Consider the following 18,288-nt stretch of genomic DNA (forward strand, 5'->3'; position numbering starts at 1 on the left):
GCACAGCGCGGAAAGGCGGTCGCATGGCTCAGCGGGATGCGGCGGGGAGCGGCGCAGCGAGGCGGGATGCGGCGGGCCGCGAGCCCGCGAGGGTGCCCGTCTGGAGCGTGATCGCGATGGCGGCCGGTGCCGCCGCCGCACTGACGGCCGCCGCAGGTGCCGTCATCACGGCTCGCATGTCGCGGGCCATCGTGACCCCCGCGCTGCCGGTCGACGACGTGCGCATCCTCGGTCACGACGAGGAATCCGGCACCATCGAGCTCTCCGTCACCGCGGACTCCATCTTGCCGGGCGAGTACAGCCTGCGTTTCACCGCGGACACGGGGCACGCGAGACTCGGCGAGGTGCTCTCGGTGGCCGACGGGGTGGTGCGCCGCACGGTGACGGCGGTCGACTACGGCGACCTCGCCCGCGCGCGGAACGGACGCATCAGCGGCTGGTACTACATCCACCCGCGCGAGCTGGGTGTGCCCGTCGACGAGGTGGAGGTGTTCACCCCGGTGGGCCCGGCCCCGGCCTGGCTCGTGCCCGCCGTCGACCGGTCGAGCACTCGATGGGTGATCCAGGTGCACGGCAGGGGAGTGCGGCGGGGCGAGACCATCCGGGGTGTGCCGGTGTTCCGCGACCACGGGTACCACTCCCTCTGCATCTCGTATCGCAACGACGGCGACGCCCCGCGCTCGGCCGACGGCCGCTACGCGCTCGGCGACACCGAGTGGCAGGACCTCGACGCCGCCATGACCTTCGCGGTCGACCACGGGGCGACCGACATCGTGGTGATGGGCTGGTCGATGGGCGGGGCGATCGCGCTCCAGGCCATGGGCCGTGCCGTGCACCGGGGGCTCGTGCGTGCTCTCGTGCTGGAGTCGCCCGCGGTCGACTGGGTCGACGTGCTGCGGTTCCAGGGGCGCCTGCACCGGGTTCCCGAAGTGCTCGGCGACGCTGCCTTCGCCACCATCAGCCACCCTTGGGGCGGCGCGGTGACCGGGCTCGAGCAGCCCGTCGACCTGCGCCGGCTCGACTTCGTGGAGCGCAGCGACGAGGTCACCGTACCGGTGCTCATCCTGCACAGCGACGACGACGGCTACGTGCCCTCCACCGGGTCGCGGCGCCTGGCCGAGGAGCGGCCCGACCTCGTGACCCTGGTGCCCTTCTCCATCGCGCGTCACACCAAGCTCTGGAACTATGACCGCGAGCGCTGGACCGCCTCGATCGACACCTGGCTCACTGAGCGCGGACTCTGACCGATCTCAGCGCCCCGAGCGTTCCCGCACCTGGCGTTTCGTGCGCCCGAGCAGGGCGGTCATGCCCCGGATGCGCAGGGGAGACACGGCCTGGGTGAGACCGAGGGTGTTCGGGAAGTCATCCGGGATGGCGAGCACCTCGTCGATGGACAGACCGTCGATCCCCTGCACGAGGATCGACGCGAAACCCCGGGTGGTCGGGGCTTCGCGGGGCGCCGTGGCGAACAGGTGCACCGTGCCGTCGTCGTCGATCTCCACGAAGATCGACACGGGGGACTGGCACTCGACGACCCGCTCGAACAGGTTGGGATGCTCGGCGTACCGCTCCGGCAGCTCCGGGAGCTCCTGGGAGAACTCCAGCAGCATCTCCAGGCGCTCGCGCTGCTCGAGCGCGAGGAACTCGTCGCGGATCTCGGCCAGGGCTGCGGGCAGTGTCGTGTCGCTCATCCCGACCAGTATCGCCCACCCCCGGTGGGATCAGGCCCGGACGGGGGCTTCTCCCGGCTCCGACCCGGTCACGATCGGCACGCGCACGGCGCTGCCCCACTCGGTCCACGACCCGTCGTAGTTGCGCACGTTCTCGAAGCCCAGCAGGTGCGTGAGCACGAACCAGGTGTGGCTCGAGCGTTCGCCGATGCGGCAGTAGGCGATCACGGGCTCGCCCTCGGCGAGCCCGGCACCCTCGCGGTACACCGCGTCGAGCTCGGCGACGGGCTTGAACCGGCCGTCCTCGGCAGCGGCCTTGGCCCACGGCACATTCGCCGCGGTCGGGATGTGGCCGGCCCGGAGAGCGCCCTCCTCGGGATAGGCCGGTGCGGTCGTGCGCTCCCCGCTGTACTCCTCGGGCGACCGCACGTCGACGAGGGGGTGGCCGAGGTGCTCGAGCACGTCCTCCTTGAAGGCGCGGATCTCGGAGTCGTGACGCTCCACCACCGGGTACTCCACCGCATCCGGAGCCGGGCGGTCGGTCGTGATCGGCCGCCCCTCGGCGATCCAGGCGTCGCGGCCGCCGTCGAGCAGGCGCACGTCGTCGTGCCCGAAGAGGGTGAACACCCACAGCGCGTAGGCGGCCCACCAGTTGCTCTTGTCGCCGTAGATCACCACGGTGTCGTCGCGCGAGATGCCCTTCGAGCCCACGAGCGCCGCGAACTCCGGCCCCTGTACGTAGTCGCGCAGCACCGGGTCGTTGAGGTCGGTGTGCCAGTCGATCTTGACGGCGCCGGGGATGTGGCCGGTCTCGTAGAGCAGCACGTCCTCGTCCGATTCCACCACCACGAGGCCGGGCTCACCGAGGTGGGCTTCGAGCCACTCGGTCGAGACGAGGCGCTCCGGATGCGCGTAGCCGGTGAACTTCTCGGACGGATCGAACGCGACGGACATGTGCTGAACCTCCAGTTAGGGTTAGGGCTGACCCCCAGACGAATCTATGTCCTCCCGGCCCGCCCGGGGCGTGGCGGGTAAAACTTCGACACACTCGGGAACCCAGATGACCTTCGACCCGCCGACCGTCGCCCCGCGCCTGATCGAGCGCAGCCCCTCCATGTCGGGCGCCGAGCTGGTGGCCACCCTGGTGCCGCCGCGCCAGTTCGACTCCGCCTCGTTCGACAGCTACCGTCCCGATCGCGATCACCCGTCGCAGGGCGAGGCGCTGGCGAAGATCCGCACCTTCGCCGAGGGCTGGAAGCCCGCCAGGGCGGGCGGGTTCTTCGGGCGGGGCAAGAAGACGGTGGCTCCGAAGCCCGGCATCTACCTCGACGGCGGGTTCGGTGTGGGCAAGACCCACCTGCTCGCCTCGCTCTGGCATGCCGCGCCCGGGCCCAAGTACTTCGGCACCTTCATCGAGTACACGGCCCTCATCGGCGCGCTCGGCTACGCCAACGCAGTGCAGCAGTTCGCCGGCGCGAAGCTCATCTGCATCGACGAGTTCGAGCTCGACGACCCGGGTGACACCATGCTCATGACCCGATTCCTCGGCGAGCTCGTGGCCAAGGGCACGCGGCTGGCCGCCACCTCCAACACCCCGCCGAACGCGCTGGGCGAGGGGCGGTTCGCCGCGAGCGACTTCCTCCGCGAGATCCAGGCGATCGCCGACCGCTTCGAGATCGTGCGCATCGACGGTGTCGACTACCGCCGCCGCGACATCGAGGGCCACGCCGCGTCGTTCGGCGACGATGCTGAACTGGAATCCGCCGTCGCGAGCCGGTCGACGGCAGGGGAGCGGGTCACCCTCGACGACTTCGACGAGCTGGTGCACCATCTCGGCACCGTGCATCCGTCGCGCTACATCAGACTGCTCGAGGGGGTCGACGCGATCGCCGTGCGCGGAGTGCACCCGCTCACCGACCAGACCGACGCCCTGCGGCTGGTCGCGTTCATCGACCGGGTCTACGACGCCCAGCTGTCCGTGCTGGCTTCGGGAACCCCGTTCGACGAGGTGTTCGCGGGCGACATGCTGAACGGCGGCTACCGCAAGAAGTACCTGCGCGCGGTCTCGCGACTGATCGCCTCCGCCACCCGCTGAGGCGGTCTGAGAGCTCTGGGCATCCTCACGACGGATTCCCCGCACCCCGAAACATGATGTTTACATTCGGCCGCTCCGTGTAACACGGCGTACACAAAGTTCGTCGCCCTGCGAAACCTCTCTTCGCCAGACTTCCCTTGCCTGTAATTGCGCCCTCGGTGTCGTGCTCGCCGTCAGCTCCACAGCAATTCCAGTTGTACCCGCCCAGCACGTAAAAGAGAGGTAACCACTCATATGGAAGAAGTAACCGGCAACCTGAACTCACTATGGTTGCTCGTTGCAGCCGCCCTCGTGCTCCTCATGACCCCCGGCGTCGCGTTCTTCTACGGCGGCATGGTCAAGGCGAAGTCGGTCATCTCGATGATGATGATGAGCTTCGGAGCGATGGGCCTCGTCGGCGTCCTCTGGGTGCTGTACGGCTACGGGCTCGTGTTCGGAACCCCGCTCATCCCGGGCATCGTCGGAAACCCGTTCGACGGTTCCATCGGGCTCTCGAGCCTCCTCGGCATCGATGAGTCGGGCGCGATGAACCCCGACCTGGCCGGCCTCGCGTTCGCGGGCTTCCAGGCGACCTTCGCCATCATCACCGTGGCCCTCGTCTCCGGTGCCATCGCCGACCGCGCCAAGTTCGGCGCGTGGATGGTGTTCGCCGGCGTCTGGGTGACCCTGGTCTACTTCCCCGTCGCGTTCATGGTGTTCAACCTGGCCGAGGGCTGGGCTCCGGTCTGGGGCGTCAACGACTTCGCCGGTGGCACCGCGGTGCACATCAACGCCGGTGCGGCGGCCCTCGCCCTCGCCCTGGTGCTCGGCAAGCGCGTCGGCTTCCAGAAGGGCATCCAGAAGCCGCACAACGTGCCGCTGACGCTGCTCGGTGCCTCGCTGCTGTGGTTCGGCTGGTTCGGCTTCAACGCCGGTTCCGAGGCCGCCGTCGACGGTGTCGCCGCGATCGCCTGGATCAACACCCTCGCCGCTCCCGCCGCCGCCATCATCGGCTGGCTCATCGTCGAGAAGATCAAGGACGGCAAGCCCACCTCGATCGGTGCCGCCTCGGGTGCCGTCGCCGGTCTGGTCGCCATCACCCCGGCCTGTAACATCCTCACCCCGGGCTGGGCGATCGTGCTCGGCATCATCGCCGGTGCCGTCTGCGCCCTGGCGATCGAGCTGAAGTTCAAGCTGGGCTTCGACGACTCGCTCGACGTCGTGGGCATCCACCTCGTCGGCGGGTTCATCGGCACCCTCTACATCGGCATCTTCGGCGCCGGCATCGGCCTGCTCTCGACCGGCTCGTTCGAGCAGCTCTGGAAGCAGTTCGCCGCCGCGGTCGTCATCGCGATCTACTCGTTCGTGATGGCTCTCCTCATCGGCTTCATCATCCAGAAGACGATGGGCTTCCGCATCAAGAACGAGGACGAGGTCGCCGGTGTCGACACCGTCGTCCACGGCGAAGAGGGCTACGTGCTCGAGAACGCCTGATCGTTCAGCACTCCACGGGGCGGGGCGTCATCCTTCGGGATGGCGCCCCGCCTCCGTGTGCGCGGCCTCCGTGTGCGCCCGGCGCAGGAGGGCCGTGGCCCCCACGACGGCGGCGGGCATGGCCGCGACCGCGCCGAGCGGGATGAGGAACACCAGGTAGACCGCCACCCCGAAACCCAGCGTGCGGGCGCGACGGGTACCGAGCATCCGGCGGCGGTCACGCAGGGTCAGCCCACGGGCGTCCGAGGCGAATCCGGTGAGTTCGAGCGCCAGAACCCAGCCGCCGAACAGGGCCGAGAGCACGGGGGCCGCGATCTGGCCGGCGATCGGGATGAGCCCGACCACGACGAGCACCGCTCCGAAGGCCGCGGTGAGCGCGAGGATGCGCGCCGCGATGGTCACACCGCGCCCGAGCAGCCTCCAGAAGCCGCCCTGCGGCTCGGGCGGAGCATCGCCGAGACTCTCTTCGGTGACCCGCCAGATGCGTTCGTAGAACGGGTCGCCGACGGCGAGGGTGATCGCCGTGAAAGTGAAGACCGCCAGCAGCACGGCGACTCCGACGAGCGCGGCGGCGACCGCGGCGCGGAAGACGGTGCGCCACGGCTCGACCCAGCCGTCGGCGAAGGGCGTGACCCCGTCGGCCAGGGTGGGGGAGGAGACGGCCAACGCGACGAGGGCGGCGGTGAACACGACGCCGACGATCAGAGCCGGCAGCATGCCCAGCAGCATGAGCTTCGGGCGTGTCGCCCAGAGGCTGAAGCCGCGCAGCAATACACCGACACCGGCGAAGAAGTCGCGCACCATGTGGCCGAGCGTACCCACCGCGCCTGAGGCGAGCTGGTGGGTGAGGCCAACCGGTGGGTGGGGAAGTGTGTGGGCGATACCGGACTCGAACCGATGACCTCTTCCGTGTGAAGGAAGCGCGCTACCAACTGCGCCAATCGCCCTGGGCCGAGATCGATACTACTGGATGCGGAGGGGTGCTCGTGAACATCCGGTGGCGCGACACGCACGGGATGCGTCGATTTGGCTATCTCTCGAATCTTCGGCTAGTGTCTAATCCGTTCGCAGCAATGCGGATGGAAATGCGGATGTGGCGCAGCGGTAGCGCATCACCTTGCCAAGGTGAGGGTCGCGAGTTCGAATCTCGTCATCCGCTCGAGTGAAGTCACTCGTTTGTGGGCACCCACACACGGGGCCTTACACGCGGTGGCGTGGCCGAGAGGCGAGGCAGCGGCCTGCAAAGCCGTCCACACGGGTTCGAATCCCGTCGCCACCTCGCACGAGTTCCACCACCACGATGAGGCGGCACAGCACGAGAATTGGGCGATTGGCGCAGCGGTAGCGCGCTTCCCTGACACGGAAGAGGTCACTGGTTCGATCCCAGTATCGCCCACGAGAATCACTGGAAAACCCCCGGAGCGCCGGGGGTTTTCTGCGTTGTGCTCTCCCTGAGTCATGCCCCCGTGAAAGGATCATCGCCATGGCCGACCTGCAGACCCTCGATCTTCTCGGCCGCGCGATCCCGTTCAGCGACGAGGGTCAGGGGCCGGCGGTGGTGCTGGTCTCCGGGGCAGGTCAGGGCGTGGAGTACTTCGCGCCGCTGGCGCACTCCCTCGTCGAAGAGGACTTCCGGGTGGTGCTGATCGACTCGCGTCGTGACTCCGATCCGAACGCCCAGGAGCTCGCGGGTGAGGTCGTGGGCGTGCTCGACCACCTCGGCGTCGCCGACGCGTGGGTGGGCGGACACGGATTCGGGGGGAGCGTCGCCCGGTTCGTGGCGCACGACCATCACGATCGCGCCAACGGTGTGCTGCTGCTGGGCGTCGAGGGCTCCGCCGGCACCGAGGTGGCGGGCTCGTCCGCGCCGGTACCCGAAGGGCTGCCGGTGCTCGTGGTGCAGGGCTCCGACGACGACGTCACGCCGCCGGCGAACGGCGAGGAGCTCCTGTCCGCCGCACCGGGGCTCGTCTCGATCGTCACCGTCGACGGCGGCGGACACCTCTTCCCGCACACCCACGTGGGCGCCACGGCCTGGGCCATCGAGGACTATCTCGACTGGGACTGACCCCCGTCCTGGTCACCCCCGTTTCGGGGTGATTCCGGTTAGGCTCCTCGTCATGGGGAACGACGAGACACCGCGCCATCCGATCAGCCGCCGCACCCTCCTGAAGGCCGGAGCCTGGAGTGTGCCCGTGGTGGCACTCGCCGTCGCGACGCCCGCGGCGGCCGCGAGCACCGCATCCGTCTACTACGTGTACCAGTCGTACGCGGGCTACTCCTCGAGCTCGGGCACCTTCGTGCTGGAGGCCTACATCTACGTGCGCGACACCGACACACCCGTGCAGGGCACGACCGTGACCTGGACCCTGGTCGAGACCGGGCAGGCCTTCCAAGCGGTGACCGGCTCGAACGGCTTCGCTCGGGTCGACACCGACCCCTCGGCGATCGTGGGCGAACCCACCACGTGCGAGATCACAGCGCTCGATGCGCGGACCGTCATCGAGGTGCAGGGCACCGGCCCGGTCTGAGCGCGGGGGCGGTGGCCGACGCCGGTAGAGTTGTAGGCGTTTCGCACGCATCGAGGGAGCACCGCCACCGTGACAACAGGATTCGATCTCTTCACCGACCGCTCGGTCGTGGCCATGAGGGTCAACGGTGAGTTGAAAGACCTGGCCACCACGGTCACCGACGCCGACACCGTCGAGGCGGTCGTGATCGGCAGTCCCGACGGTCTCGCCATCCTGCGGCACTCGGCCGCGCACGTGGCCGCCCAGGCCGTGCAGGCCATCAACCCCGAGGCCAAGCTCGGCATCGGCCCGCCCGTCACCGACGGCTTCTACTACGACTTCGACGTGGCCGAGCCCTTCACCCCGGAGGACCTCAAGGCCATCGAGAAGGGCATGGAGCGCATCGTGCGCGCCGGCCAGCGCTTCGTGCGCCGGGTGGTCACCGAGGATGAGGCCCGGGCCGAACTGGCCGGCGAGCCCTACAAGCTCGAGCTCATCGGCCTCAAGGGCGGGGGAGACGACAGCGCCGACGAGTCGGTGGAGGTGGGCGGTGCCGAGCTCACCATCTACGACAACGTCGACCCGAAGACCGGCGAGACCGTCTGGAAAGACCTCTGCCGCGGCCCGCACCTGCCGAGCACCCGCCTCATCGGCAACGGCTTCGCGCTCACCCGTCTCGCCGCCGCCTACTGGCGCGGCTCCGAGAAGAACAAGCAGCTCCAGCGTGTCTACGGCACCGCGTGGCCCTCCAAAGACGAGCTGCGCGCCTACCAGACCCGCATCGAGGAGGCCGCCAAGCGCGACCACCGCAAGCTCGGCAGCGAGCTCGACCTGTTCTCGTTCCCCGACGAGATCGGTTCGGGGCTCGCCGTCTTCCATCCGCGGGGCGGCATCATCCGCGCCGAGATCGAGAACTACCTGCGCGACCAGCTCATCGCGCACGACTACGAGCTCGTCACCACCCCGCACATCACCAAGAAGCACCTCTACGAGATCAGCCAGCACCTCACCTGGTACGCCGACGGCATGTTCCCGCCGATGCACCTCGACGAGGAGACGGATGCCGAGGGCAACGTCACCCGCCAGGGCCAGGACTACTATCTGAAGCCCATGAACTGCCCCATGCACAACCTCATCTTCCGGGCGCGCGGGCGCAGCTATCGCGAGCTCCCGCTGAGACTGGCGGAGTTCGGCACCGTCTACCGGTACGAGAAGAGCGGCACCCTCTCCGGCCTCACCCGCGTGCGCGGCCTCACGCAGGACGACGCCCACATCTACGTCACCCCCGACCAGGTGAAGGACGAACTGGCGCGTCAGCTCGACTTCGTGCTCGAGACCCTCCGCGGCTACGGCCTCGACGACTTCTACCTCGAGCTCTCCACGAAAGACCCCGAGAAGTCGGTGGGCGACGACCGGATGTGGGAGGAGGCCACCGAGACCCTCCGCCAGGTGGCCGTCGACTCCGGTCTCGAACTCGTGCCCGACCCCGGGGGAGCGGCCTTCTACGGCCCCAAGATCTCGGTGCAGGCGCGCGACGCGATCGGCCGGACCTGGCAGTTGTCCACGGTGCAGCTCGACTTCAACCAGCCCGAGCTGTTCGAACTCGAGTACACCGCTCCCGATGGCACCCGCCAGCAGCCGGTCATGATCCACCGCGCCCTGCTCGGCTCCATCGAGCGCTTCTTCGCCATCCTGCTCGAGCACTACGCCGGCGCTTTCCCGCTCTGGCTCGCGCCGGTGCAGGTGGTGGGCATCCCGATCTCCGACGAGCACGCCGACTACCTCGGCGAGGTGGTGCGGCGCCTGCGCAAGCGCGGCATCCGCGCCCAGCTCGACGACTCCTCGGAGCGCATGCAGAAGAAGATCCGCACCCACACCAAAGACAAGGTGCCGGTGCTGCTCATCGCCGGTGCGGACGACTCCGCAGCCGGGTCGGTGAGCTTCCGCTTCCGTGACGGCTCGCAGGAGAACGGAGTGCCCACCGACGAGGCGATCGACCGGATCGTCGCCGCGGTGGAGAAGCACCTCCAGGTCTCCTCCGCCGGCCAGCTCTGATGGCCGAGGTTCCGGTGGAGGACTCCCGCGACTTCGCGGCGATCCCGGATGCGTTCCAGCGGCTGTGGACGCCCCACCGGATGGTCTACATCCAGGGCGGGCCCGAGCCGCACGTCGAGCAGTGCCCGTTCTGCCGGGCGCCGCAGCTCTCCGACGAGGAGGGCCTCATCGTGGCGCGGGGAGAGCACGCCTACGTGCTGCTCAACCTGTTCCCCTACAATTCCGGGCACCTGCTCGTGTGCCCGTACCGCCACGTGGCCACCTACGATCTGGCGACGCCGGAAGAGGTGGCAGAGATCGGTGAGCTCACCCAGATCGCGATGCGGGTGCTCACCGAGGTGTCGCGCTGCGACGGATTCAACATCGGCATGAACCAGGGACGAGTGGCGGGGGCGGGCGTGGCCGGGCACCTGCACCAGCACATCGTGCCGCGGTGGATGAGCGACGCCAACTTCTTCCCGATCATCGCCGAGACCAAGGCGCTGCCGCAGCTTCTCGGTGAGGTGCGGGCCGAGGTCCAGGCGGCCTGGCCGGCGCGATAGGATTCCGGTGCTCCGCGAAAGGACATGATGAGCGAGAACAGCACACCCAGAGTCGGGTCCGACCGCGTCAAGCGCGGTCTCGCCGAGATGTTGAAGGGCGGCGTCATCATGGACGTCGTCACCCCCGAGCAGGCGCGCATCGCCGAAGACGCGGGCGCCGTGGCGGTGATGGCGCTCGAACGCGTGCCCGCCGACATCCGTTCGCAGGGCGGTGTGGCGCGCATGAGCGACCCCGACCTCATCGAGGCGATCATCGCCGAGGTCTCCATCCCCGTGATGGCGAAGGCCCGCATCGGCCACTTCGTCGAGGCTCAGGTGCTGCAGGCTCTGAACGTCGACTACATCGACGAGTCCGAGGTGCTGAGCCCGGCCGACTACGTCAACCACATCGACAAGTGGGACTTCACCGTGCCCTTCGTCTGCGGGGCGACCAACCTCGGCGAGGCGCTGCGCCGCATCAACGAGGGTGCGGCGATGATCCGCTCCAAGGGTGAGGCCGGCACCGGAGACGTGTCGGAGGCGACCAAGCACATCCGCACCATCAACGCCGAGATCGCACGCCTCACCTCTCTCTCGAAGGACGAGCTGTACGTCGCCGCCAAAGAGCTCCAGGCACCCTACGACCTCGTGGTCGAGGTGGCCGAGACCGGCAAGCTGCCCGTGGTGCTGTTCACCGCCGGAGGTGTCGCCACCCCGGCCGACGCGGCCATGATGATCCAGCTCGGCGCCGACGGCGTGTTCGTGGGCTCGGGCATCTTCAAGTCGGGCAACCCCGCGGCCCGCGCGGCGGCCGTGGTGAAGGCCACCACGTTCTACGACGACCCGGCGGTCATCGCCGAGGTGTCGCGCGGTCTCGGTGAGGCGATGGTGGGCATCAACGTCGCCGACGTGCCCGCACCGCACCGTCTCGCCGAGCGTGGCTGGTAGTTCCCGGGCACCGGTCGGTGTACTCGCCCTCCAGGGCGATTTCCGTGAGCACCTCGCGGTGCTCGGCCGGCTCGGTGCCGACGCAGTTGCCGTGCGACGCCCTGAGGAGATCGAAGCCGTGTCGGGCCTCGTCATCCCGGGCGGGGAGTCGAGCGTCATGGACAAGCTCGCGCGCACCTTCGGGGTGGCCGACGTGGTGCGCCGGCGCATCGCCGAGGGCCTGCCCGTGTACGGCACCTGCGCCGGCATGATCATGCTGGCCGACACGGTGCTCGACGGCATCCGCGGGCAGCAGAGCTTCGGAGGGCTCGACGTGGCGGTGCGCCGCAACGCCTTCGGCGCTCAGACCGAGTCGTTCGAGGCCGATCTCGAGGTGCCCGAGCTCGGTGATCCGCCGGTGCATGCCGTCTTCATCCGCGCGCCCGTGGTCGCCGAGCTCGGACCGAGGGCGCGAGCGCTCGCCGCGCTTCCCGACGGAACCGTCGTGGCGGTCGAGCAGGGGGCGCTGCTCGGCACCTCGTTCCACCCCGAGATGACCGACGAGCTGCGCTTCCACCGCTACTTCCTCGACAAGGTCGCCGTCTCCTCGGCCGGGTCGTCCCGGCCCTGACGCGCGCCGTCCCGTAGACTCGTCTGCAGATTTAGAAGGAGAACTCCGTGTCCGGACACTCAAAATGGGCCACCACCAAGCACAAGAAGGCGGTCATCGACGCCCGGCGGGCGAAGTCGTTCGCGAAGCTCATCAAGAACATCGAGGTCGCCGCGAAGATCGGCGGCGCCGACCTCTCCGGCAACCCCACCCTCGTCGACGCGGTGCAGAAGGCCAAGAAGACCTCGGTGCCCAACGACAACATCGACCGCGCCATCAAGCGCGGCGCCGGCCTCACCGGTGAGACGATCGACTACCAGACGATCATGTACGAGGGCTACGGCCCCAACGGCGTGGCCCTGCTCATCGAGTGCCTCACCGACAACAAGAACCGTGCCGCGGCCGACGTGCGCACGGCCATGACGCGCAACGGCGGCACCATGGCCGACCCCGGCAGCGTGGCCTACAACTTCAGCCGCAAGGGTGTCATCACGGTCGCCCACGCCGACGGTGTCGACGAAGACAGCATCCTTCTCGCGGTGCTCGACGCCGGGGCCGAAGAGGTCACCGACCGCGCCGAGTCGTTCGAGGTGCTCACCGAGCCGCAGCAGATGGTGGCGGCCCGCACGGCTCTGCAGGATGCGGGTATCGACTACGACTCCGCCGACGTGGAGTTCGTCGCGAGCCTCCAGGTCGAGGCCGACGCCGAGACGGCCCGCAAGGTGTTCCGCCTCATCGACGCGCTCGAAGACAGCGACGACGTGCAGAACGTCTACACCAACATCGACATCACGCCCGAGGTGCAGGCGGAGCTCGAGAACGACTGATCGTCTCTCACCCGGAAGGCGGTGACCGGATGCGCGTGCTGGGCATCGACCCCGGCCTCACCCGCTGCGGCGTGGGCATCGTCGACGTCGCGCCGACCCGCGCGGCCGTGCTCGTGCACGTGTCGGTCATCACCACGCCCCCCGAACTCGCGCTCGAGGAGCGGCTGCTGCGGATCGCCGCGGGCATGGAGGCGCTGCTCGACGAACACCGCCCCGACAGCGTCGCCGTGGAGCGCGTGTTCGCCCAGCACAACGTGCGAACCGTCATGGGCACCGCCCAGGTGAGCGGCATCGCGCTCCTTGCCGCCGCGCGACGCTCCCTCCCGGTGGGTCTGCACACGCCCACCGAGGTGAAGGCGGCGATCACGGGGTACGGCCAGGCCGACAAGAAGCAGGTCGGCACCATGGTGGCGAAGGTGCTCCGACTCGACGAGGTGCCCCGGCCTGCCGATGCAGCTGACGCCCTGGCGCTGGCGATCTGCCACGCCTGGAGGGTGCCCCTCGGGTCGGGAGCTGCTCCAGCGAACGGAGACGCGGCGGGTGGGCTCACCCCGGCTCAGCGTGCGTGGCGCGCCGCCGAGCAAGGCGCGGCGCGGCGCACGGCCGCCCCTAGGCTGGTGCGATGATCTCCTCCCTGCGCGGCACCGTGCTCACCGTCTCCGGCGGAACCGCGGTGATCGACGTGGGGGGAGTGGGATACGCAGTGAGCATCACCCCGCGACACGCGCTGACGTTGCGCGCGGGGGCGGAGGCGACCGTGCTCACCTCCTTGATCGTGCGGGAGGACAGCATGTCGCTGTTCGCCTTCCCCGACCAGGACTCCCTGGAGGTCTTCTCCGTGCTCATCGGCGTGACCGGTGTCGGGCCCAAGTCCGCCCTCGGGGTGCTGGCCGAGCTGACACCGTCCGAGATCGCCCTGGCGGTCGCACGCGAAGACGACAGCGCCTTCCGCAAGGTGTCGGGCATCGGCCCGAAGACCGCGAAGCTCATCGTGGTCTCCCTCGCCGGCAAGATCGCCCCGCCCGCGGCGGCGCAGGGCGGCTCGGCGACTCCGGAGGTCTCGACGACCGTGCGCGGCAACGTCGAACGTGCCCTGGTGGGCCTCGGCTGGGGAGAGCGGGATGCGGCTGCCGCGGTCGACCAGGCGCTCGAATCGGCGGCCGCCGCCGAGGCGTCGAACGTGCAGGCCCTGCTGCGGCTCGCCCTCGCTGTGCTCGGCCCGGCACCGCACGCGGGAGGTGCGCGATGAGCCCGGCCTTCGAGCCCGACGACGTCGTGAGCCCGGTCGCCGCCTCCGAGGCCGAGATCGCCTTCGAAGGCGCTCTCCGACCGCGCTCGCTCGCCGAGTTCGTGGGGCAGAAGAAGGTGCGCGGCCAGCTGCAGCTGCTGCTCGACGCGGCCGCCATCCAGCAGCGCACGCCCGACCACATCCTGCTCGCCGGCCCTCCCGGTCTCGGCAAGACGACCCTCGCCATGATCGTGGCCCAGGAGACCGACCGGCCCCTGCGGCTGACCAGCGGCCCGGCCATCCAGCACGCCGGCGACCTCGCGGCCGTGCTCTCCTCGCTCGTGCCGGGTGAGGTGCTCTTCATCGACGAGATCCACCGCATGGCCCGCTCGGCCGAGGAGATGCTCTATCTCGCGATGGAGGATTTCCGCATCGACATCATGGTCGGCAAGGGCGCGGGGGCGACCTCCATCCCGCTCGATCTGGCCCCGTTCACGCTGGTCGGCGCCACCACTCGCGCGGGGCTGCTGCCGAACCCGTTGCGCGACCGGTTCGGGTTCACCGCGCACTTGGAGTTCTACGAGACCGAGGAGCTCGTGCGGGTGATCGAGCGCGCCGCCCAGTTGCTCGGGGTGACGATCGGTGCCGAGGCGCTGGTGGAGATCGCCTCGCGGTCGCGCGGCACGCCGCGCATCGCGAACCGCCTGCTGCGCCGCGTGCGCGATTACGCCCTGGTGGAGGGCGGAGACGCCACGCTGGCCGTGGTGCAGGCGGCGCTGCACCTCTACGACGTCGACGAGCTGGGCCTGGACCGTCTCGACCGCGCCGTCATGACGACGATCCTGCAGCGCTTCGACGGGGGACCGGTGGGCCTCAGCACGCTCGCGGTGTCGGTGGGCGAGGAGGCCGAGACGATCGAGTCGGTGGTCGAGCCGTTCCTCGTGAGGATCGGCCTGCTGTCGCGCACTCCGAGAGGTCGCGTGGCGACCAAGGCGGGGTGGGCGCACTTCGGCGTCGTCAGACAGTCGGATGCGCTCTTCGGCGATGACCTATAATTCAAGCTGGTCTTCAGGACTGATGTCTAAGATGAGGCCTGCCCACATACTCCCCCCTTCTGGAAGGCGCCGTTCTCCATGGCCATCGATCCGTTGACAATCATCATGCTGGCCGTCCTGGCCGTGCTGGTGTTCTTCATGTTCCGCAACAGCCGCAAGCGCCAGGCGCAGGCCCGCGAACTGCAGAGCAAGGTGGCGGTCGGCGCCGAGGTCATGACCAACTTCGGCCTCTACGGCACCATCCTCGAGATGGACGAGGAGGAGAACCAGGTGCTGCTCGAGACCACCCCCGGCACCGTGCTGAAGGTGCACCGCCAGACCGTCACCCGCGTGGTCACCGAGTCGCCCTTCGCCACCACCGACGAGCCCGTCGACCACAGCACCGACGGCGAGCCCGAGTACGGCGAGCGCATCGACGAGCCCGCCGCCGACACCACCGCTTCGACACCCGACGCCACCGCGGATAAGCCCGAGAAGAAGGGCGACGAGTAACACCTCGTCACCCCTGAACCACGATCGGGCGCCCTGGCGCCCGGGCGTCAGAGAAAGCTGAGTACTCAGGTGGCACAATCCAGTGCGGTCAAGACGGCGTGGAAGACGCTGATCTGGCTGGCCGTGATCTTCGCGGTCCTCATCGGAACCCTCGCGGGCGGCGTGCTGTGGAGCACCGCCACCTGGACTCCGAAACTCGCCCTCGATCTCGAGGGCGGAACGCAGATCATCCTCACCCCGAAACTCGAGTCGGGTCAGGAGGTGTCCTCTGACCAGCTCGACCAGGCGGTGGCCATCATCCGCCAGCGCGTCGACGCGAGCGGCGTCTCCGAGGCGGAGGTCACCACCCAGGGCGGCCAGAACGTGGTCGTGTCGATTCCGGGCGAGCCCGACGAGGCGACGCTGGAGCGCATCGAGGCCTCGGCCAAGCTCGACTTCCGTGCCGTGCTGCTCGCCGACGTCGCGTCGACCAGCACCACGTCCACGCCCGGCGCCACCCCCGATCCCTCGCTCTCCGACGTGCCGACCGCCACACCCACCAACGGCAGCGATCTGGCCTGGGTCACTCCGGCGCTGCAGGCCGAGTTCGACGGATTCGACTGCAACTCGGTGGCCGCGGAGGACGCCGGGCAGGCTCCCGCCGACGAGCCGCTGGTCACCTGCGACGACAACGGCGTGAAGTACCTGCTCGGACCGGTGGAGATCGAGGGCGCAGACATCGCCGACGCGTCGGCGGGTGTCGCCACCACGCAGAACGGCGCGTCGACCGGTCAGTGGGTGGTCGACATCTCATTCAACGACGAGGGCACCGAGAAGTTCGCCGACGTCACCACCCGCCTCTACGGCCTCACCGGTGTGCAGAACCAGTTCGCCATCGTGCTCGACGGCCGCGTCATCACGGCACCGACCACGGGTGGCGCCTTCACCGACGGCCGGGCCCAGATCTCGGGCTCGTTCACGCAAGAGTCGGCGCAGACCCTGGCCGACCAGCTCAAGTTCGGTGCGCTGCCGATCGGTTTCACCACCCAGTCCACCGAGAAGATCTCGGCGACGCTCGGTTCGACGCAGCTCATGTCGGGCCTCGTCGCCGGTCTCATCGGTCTCATCCTGGTGGTCATCTACTCGCTCATCCAGTACCGGCTACTCGGCCTCGTCACGGTGGCCTCTCTAGCGATCGCTGCGGCGCTCACCTACCTGCTGGTCACCCTCATGTCGTGGCGCATCGACTTCAGGCTCTCGCTCGCCGGCGTGGCCGGGCTGATCGTGGCGATCGGCATCACGGCCGACTCGTTCATCGTCTACTTCGAGCGCATCCGAGACGAACTGCGAGACGGCAAGTCGCTGAACGGCTCGGTGCAGGCCGGCTGGAAGCGCGCCATCCGCACCATCACGGCCTCCGATGCGGTGAACTTCCTCGCGGCGGGCGTGCTCTACGTGCTCGCCATCGGCAACGTGCGCGGCTTCGCCTTCACCCTCGGGCTCACCACGATCGTCGACATCATCGTCGTCATCCTGTTCACCCACCCGCTCATGACTCTGCTCGCGCAGCTGCCCTTCTTCCGCGACGGCCACAAGCTCAGCGGTCTCGATCCGAGAGCGCTCGGTGCCGTCTACCGGGGCCGAGCCCAGTTCAGAGCGCCCTCGGCCTCGGTCACGGCCGCCAAGAAGAGCTCGTCGAGCCGGGAGGCCGCCAAGCGGCAGACCATCGCCGAGCGCAAGGCGGCGGAGCTCGCCGCGACGAAGCCGGGGGCCTCGACGCCCGGCGACGAGGGGAAGGACTCCTGATGGCCAGCTTCTCGCAGTTCGGCAACGACCTCTACACCGGTAAGCGGTCGATCGATTTCATCGGCCGCCGCCGCATCTGGTACGGCATCTCGGCGCTGCTGGTCATCATCGCGCTGGTCGGCCCGTGGCTCCGTGGCGGGTACGAGTTCGGCATCGAATTCCGCGGCGGCTCGGAGTTCACCGTGTCGCAGACCGCCACGCTCGACCAGCAGCTGGCCACCGACGCCGTCAACGAGGTGGCCCCGGGGTCGAACCCGCGCGTCTCCACCCTCGGAACCGATTCGGTGCGGGTGCAGACCGACGAGCTCGACCGCACGACGAGCAACACCGTGCAGGAGACGCTCGCGACCGCGTACGACGTGCCCGTCTCCGACGTGACCGTCTCCTCGATCGGTGCCACCTGGGGCGCCGACATCACCACGCAGGCCATCCGGGGTCTCATCATCTTCCTCGTGCTCGTGGCGATCTTCATGGCCATCTACTTCCGCACCTGGAAGATGGCGGTGGCGGCGCTCATCGCCCTGCTGCACGACCTCATCATCACGGCGGGCGTGTACGGGCTGACCGGTCTCGAGATCACCCCGGCGGCCGTGATCGGTCTTCTCACGATCCTCGGATACTCGCTCTACGACACGGTCGTGGTGTTCGACAAGATCCGCGAGAACACGGCGAACCTGGGGGAGCGTGGCTCCCAGACCTTCGGCGAGATGGTGAACCTCGCGGTCAACCAGACGCTGGTGCGCTCGATCAACACCTCGGTCGTGGCCGCGTTGCCCGTGGCCTCGATCCTCATCATCGGATCGTTCGTGCTGGGCGCCACGACGCTCCGTGACATCTCATTGGCGCTGCTCATCGGCATCATCGTGGGCACCTACTCCACGATCTTCGTGGCGGCTCCGCTCTACGTGCAGTTCCGTCACAAGGAAGCGAAGATCCGCAAGCATGACGCGGCGGTGCTGAGCGACCGTTCGCGGTCGGCGAAGGAGCCGGTGGAGGCCTGACCCGCTGTGGGGCCTGGCCGTGGATGGAGACTGACATAA

General features: G+C 68.9%; 19 protein-coding genes and 4 tRNA genes. 19 read left to right on the forward strand and 4 right to left on the reverse strand.

Going from position 1 to position 18,288, the window contains the following annotated elements; translation table 11 throughout:
• Positions 1–23: 23 nt before the first annotated feature.
• Complete coding sequence (locus N1031_RS02270) at positions 24–1,244, forward strand: alpha/beta hydrolase family protein (protein WP_259477955.1); 1,221 nt, start codon at positions 24–26, stop codon at positions 1,242–1,244.
• 6 nt (positions 1,245–1,250) lie between these two features.
• Here the strand turns inward: N1031_RS02270 and N1031_RS02275 are convergent, their stop codons facing one another.
• Together N1031_RS02275 and N1031_RS02280 are read right to left on the reverse strand one after the other, a co-directional pair.
• The gene (locus tag N1031_RS02275; RefSeq protein WP_259477956.1) at positions 1,251–1,691 is read right to left on the reverse strand and encodes a SufE family protein; all 441 of its coding nucleotides are present in this window, start codon (positions 1,689–1,691) and stop codon (positions 1,251–1,253) included.
• A gap of 30 nt (positions 1,692–1,721) precedes the next feature.
• Positions 1,722–2,624, reverse strand: a complete 903-nt coding sequence (locus N1031_RS02280) for a sulfurtransferase (RefSeq protein ID WP_259477957.1) — start codon at positions 2,622–2,624, stop codon at positions 1,722–1,724.
• 106 nt (positions 2,625–2,730) lie between these two features.
• Here N1031_RS02280 and zapE point away from each other — a divergent pair, with 106 nt between their 5' ends.
• Together zapE and N1031_RS02290 are read left to right on the forward strand one after the other, a co-directional pair.
• Entirely contained in the window at positions 2,731–3,765 is a 1,035-nt protein-coding gene (gene zapE / locus N1031_RS02285; protein ID WP_259477958.1) for a cell division protein ZapE, read from the forward strand.
• A gap of 234 nt (positions 3,766–3,999) precedes the next feature.
• Positions 4,000–5,238 (forward strand): ammonium transporter, encoded by a 1,239-nt coding sequence (locus N1031_RS02290; RefSeq protein WP_259477959.1) that lies wholly within the window; start codon positions 4,000–4,002, stop codon positions 5,236–5,238.
• 27 nt (positions 5,239–5,265) lie between these two features.
• Here the strand turns inward: N1031_RS02290 and N1031_RS02295 are convergent, their stop codons facing one another.
• Entirely contained in the window at positions 5,266–6,042 is a 777-nt protein-coding gene (locus tag N1031_RS02295) for an EI24 domain-containing protein (RefSeq protein WP_259477960.1), read from the reverse strand.
• A 70-nt stretch (positions 6,043–6,112) separates the two neighbouring features.
• Positions 6,113–6,185 (reverse strand) — tRNA-Val (locus N1031_RS02300).
• Between the two features lie 140 nt (positions 6,186–6,325).
• Between N1031_RS02300 and N1031_RS02305 the strand changes: the two genes are divergently transcribed.
• From N1031_RS02305 to secF, 16 genes are all read left to right on the forward strand, one after another.
• Positions 6,326–6,397: transfer RNA gene (locus N1031_RS02305), tRNA-Gly, on the forward strand.
• Between the two features lie 49 nt (positions 6,398–6,446).
• Positions 6,447–6,517 (forward strand) — tRNA-Cys (locus N1031_RS02310).
• Between the two features lie 45 nt (positions 6,518–6,562).
• Positions 6,563–6,634, forward strand: a tRNA-Val gene (locus tag N1031_RS02315).
• An 87-nt stretch (positions 6,635–6,721) separates the two neighbouring features.
• Positions 6,722–7,306 (forward strand): alpha/beta fold hydrolase, encoded by a 585-nt coding sequence (locus N1031_RS02320; protein ID WP_259477961.1) that lies wholly within the window; start codon positions 6,722–6,724, stop codon positions 7,304–7,306.
• A 52-nt stretch (positions 7,307–7,358) separates the two neighbouring features.
• Positions 7,359–7,769, forward strand: coding sequence for a hypothetical protein (locus tag N1031_RS02325; protein ID WP_259477962.1), 411 nt, complete (start codon positions 7,359–7,361; stop codon positions 7,767–7,769).
• 114 nt (positions 7,770–7,883) lie between these two features.
• Positions 7,884–9,803: a threonine--tRNA ligase gene (gene thrS, locus N1031_RS02330; protein ID WP_259478059.1), complete on the forward strand. Its 1,920-nt coding sequence runs from the start codon at positions 7,884–7,886 to the stop codon at positions 9,801–9,803.
• Positions 9,803–10,345, forward strand: a complete 543-nt coding sequence (locus N1031_RS02335) for an HIT family protein (RefSeq protein ID WP_259477963.1) — start codon at positions 9,803–9,805, stop codon at positions 10,343–10,345. The genes thrS and N1031_RS02335 overlap by 1 nt, the downstream gene beginning before the upstream one ends.
• A 27-nt stretch (positions 10,346–10,372) precedes the next feature.
• Complete coding sequence (pdxS, locus tag N1031_RS02340; RefSeq protein ID WP_375163601.1) at positions 10,373–11,272, forward strand: pyridoxal 5'-phosphate synthase lyase subunit PdxS; 900 nt, start codon at positions 10,373–10,375, stop codon at positions 11,270–11,272.
• Positions 11,262–11,882, forward strand: coding sequence for a pyridoxal 5'-phosphate synthase glutaminase subunit PdxT (pdxT, locus tag N1031_RS02345; protein ID WP_259477965.1), 621 nt, complete (start codon positions 11,262–11,264; stop codon positions 11,880–11,882). Before pdxS ends, pdxT begins: the two co-directional genes overlap by 11 nt.
• Before the next feature lie 47 nt (positions 11,883–11,929).
• On the forward strand, positions 11,930–12,688 hold the full coding sequence (locus N1031_RS02350; RefSeq protein WP_259477966.1) for a YebC/PmpR family DNA-binding transcriptional regulator: 759 nt from the start codon (positions 11,930–11,932) through the stop codon (positions 12,686–12,688).
• Positions 12,689–12,717: 29 nt separating this feature from the next.
• Positions 12,718–13,314 carry a crossover junction endodeoxyribonuclease RuvC gene (ruvC, locus tag N1031_RS02355; protein WP_259477967.1) on the forward strand — a complete coding sequence of 199 codons (597 nt, stop codon included), beginning with the start codon at positions 12,718–12,720 and terminating at the stop codon, positions 13,312–13,314.
• Complete coding sequence (ruvA, locus tag N1031_RS02360; RefSeq protein ID WP_259477968.1) at positions 13,311–13,937, forward strand: Holliday junction branch migration protein RuvA; 627 nt, start codon at positions 13,311–13,313, stop codon at positions 13,935–13,937. Before ruvC ends, ruvA begins: the two co-directional genes overlap by 4 nt.
• Positions 13,934–14,971 carry a Holliday junction branch migration DNA helicase RuvB gene (ruvB, locus tag N1031_RS02365; RefSeq protein WP_259477969.1) on the forward strand — a complete coding sequence of 346 codons (1,038 nt, stop codon included), beginning with the start codon at positions 13,934–13,936 and terminating at the stop codon, positions 14,969–14,971. Before ruvA ends, ruvB begins: the two co-directional genes overlap by 4 nt.
• A 78-nt stretch (positions 14,972–15,049) precedes the next feature.
• Entirely contained in the window at positions 15,050–15,463 is a 414-nt protein-coding gene (yajC, locus tag N1031_RS02370) for a preprotein translocase subunit YajC (RefSeq protein WP_259477970.1), read from the forward strand.
• 69 nt (positions 15,464–15,532) lie between these two features.
• A complete protein-coding gene (gene secD, locus N1031_RS02375; protein WP_259477971.1) occupies positions 15,533–17,248 on the forward strand; it encodes a protein translocase subunit SecD in 1,716 nt (571 codons plus the stop codon).
• On the forward strand, positions 17,248–18,249 hold the full coding sequence (secF, locus tag N1031_RS02380; RefSeq protein WP_259477972.1) for a protein translocase subunit SecF: 1,002 nt from the start codon (positions 17,248–17,250) through the stop codon (positions 18,247–18,249). The genes secD and secF overlap by 1 nt, the downstream gene beginning before the upstream one ends.
• Positions 18,250–18,288: the final 39 nt, after the last annotated feature.

Source organism: Herbiconiux moechotypicola, from assembly GCF_024979255.1.
In the GTDB taxonomy this organism is placed as follows: Bacteria; Actinomycetota; Actinomycetes; order Actinomycetales; family Microbacteriaceae; genus Herbiconiux; species Herbiconiux moechotypicola.

Bases quoted from the DNA above. Each gene is read 5' to 3' on its own strand.
- N1031_RS02270 (WP_259477955.1), top strand. From the start codon at position 24: ATGGCTCAGCGGGATGCGGCGGGGAGCGGCGCAGCGAGGCGGGATGCG.
- ruvB (WP_259477969.1), top strand. From the start codon at position 13,934: ATGAGCCCGGCCTTCGAGCCCGACGACGTCGTGAGCCCGGTCGCCGCC.
- N1031_RS02325 (WP_259477962.1), top strand. From the start codon at position 7,359: ATGGGGAACGACGAGACACCGCGCCATCCGATCAGCCGCCGCACCCTC.
- N1031_RS02290 (WP_259477959.1), top strand. From the start codon at position 4,000: ATGGAAGAAGTAACCGGCAACCTGAACTCACTATGGTTGCTCGTTGCA.
- N1031_RS02295 (WP_259477960.1), bottom strand. From the start codon at position 6,042: ATGGTGCGCGACTTCTTCGCCGGTGTCGGTGTATTGCTGCGCGGCTTC.
- N1031_RS02275 (WP_259477956.1), bottom strand. From the start codon at position 1,691: ATGAGCGACACGACACTGCCCGCAGCCCTGGCCGAGATCCGCGACGAG.
- N1031_RS02320 (WP_259477961.1), top strand. From the start codon at position 6,722: ATGGCCGACCTGCAGACCCTCGATCTTCTCGGCCGCGCGATCCCGTTC.
- yajC (WP_259477970.1), top strand. From the start codon at position 15,050: ATGGCCATCGATCCGTTGACAATCATCATGCTGGCCGTCCTGGCCGTG.
- zapE (WP_259477958.1), top strand. From the start codon at position 2,731: ATGACCTTCGACCCGCCGACCGTCGCCCCGCGCCTGATCGAGCGCAGC.
- ruvC (WP_259477967.1), top strand. From the start codon at position 12,718: ATGCGCGTGCTGGGCATCGACCCCGGCCTCACCCGCTGCGGCGTGGGC.
- pdxS (WP_375163601.1), top strand. From the start codon at position 10,373: ATGAGCGAGAACAGCACACCCAGAGTCGGGTCCGACCGCGTCAAGCGC.
- ruvA (WP_259477968.1), top strand. From the start codon at position 13,311: ATGATCTCCTCCCTGCGCGGCACCGTGCTCACCGTCTCCGGCGGAACC.
- N1031_RS02335 (WP_259477963.1), top strand. From the start codon at position 9,803: ATGGCCGAGGTTCCGGTGGAGGACTCCCGCGACTTCGCGGCGATCCCG.
- secF (WP_259477972.1), top strand. From the start codon at position 17,248: ATGGCCAGCTTCTCGCAGTTCGGCAACGACCTCTACACCGGTAAGCGG.
- N1031_RS02280 (WP_259477957.1), bottom strand. From the start codon at position 2,624: ATGTCCGTCGCGTTCGATCCGTCCGAGAAGTTCACCGGCTACGCGCAT.
- thrS (WP_259478059.1), top strand. From the start codon at position 7,884: ATGAGGGTCAACGGTGAGTTGAAAGACCTGGCCACCACGGTCACCGAC.